1 protein-coding gene and 1 pseudogene are annotated in these 487 nt (G+C 65.5%); both read right to left on the reverse strand.

What is annotated here, in order from left to right:
• Window positions 1–249 (reverse strand): annotated as a pseudogene (locus tag H7I41_RS29190) (histidine kinase); the annotation flags it as partial.
• A 31-nt stretch (window positions 250–280) separates the two neighbouring features.
• Window positions 281–487, reverse strand: a 207-nt coding sequence (locus tag H7I41_RS29195) for a PfkB family carbohydrate kinase (RefSeq protein ID WP_264016148.1), incomplete at its 5' end; no start/stop codon positions are given.

Raw genomic sequence — 487 nt, forward strand, 5'->3', positions numbered from 1 at the left:
GTAGCGGGCGTCTACCAGGTCGATCGCGGTTCTGACGATGGTGCGCAGGGTCTCGTCGAGCTCCAGGCCGGATGTCACGGCCAACATCGACTCGAGCAACCCGTCGAGCCGGTCACGCGTTTCAGCGATCCGCTCCACCCGATCCTGCACCTCGCCCAAGAGCTCGCGCAGCCGCAACTGAGACAGCGTTTCCCGCAACGGACGCATGCCCATTTCGGCGTCTCGGCCACCCCCAACCACACCACCCATGGTGGCACCGGATCGGCCGCTGAGTGCAGCGTCAGCGTAAATTACGGATCGAGAATTCCCGCTCCGCGGACAACGCCGCGAAATAGCGCTGCACCTCCGCACTCTCGTATGCCGACGTTCCCGGTGTTTGCAGCTTTGCTGTCGCAGCGGCTATTCCGAGTTGGACGCAGCGGGTCAGTCCCCAGCCTCGCACCAGCCCGACGGTCAGCCCCGCGACCATTGCGTCGCCGGCACCGAC

It is taken from the genome of [Mycobacterium] manitobense, from assembly GCF_025821665.1.
GTDB classification, from domain to species: Bacteria; Actinomycetota; Actinomycetes; order Mycobacteriales; family Mycobacteriaceae; genus Mycobacterium; species Mycobacterium arseniciresistens.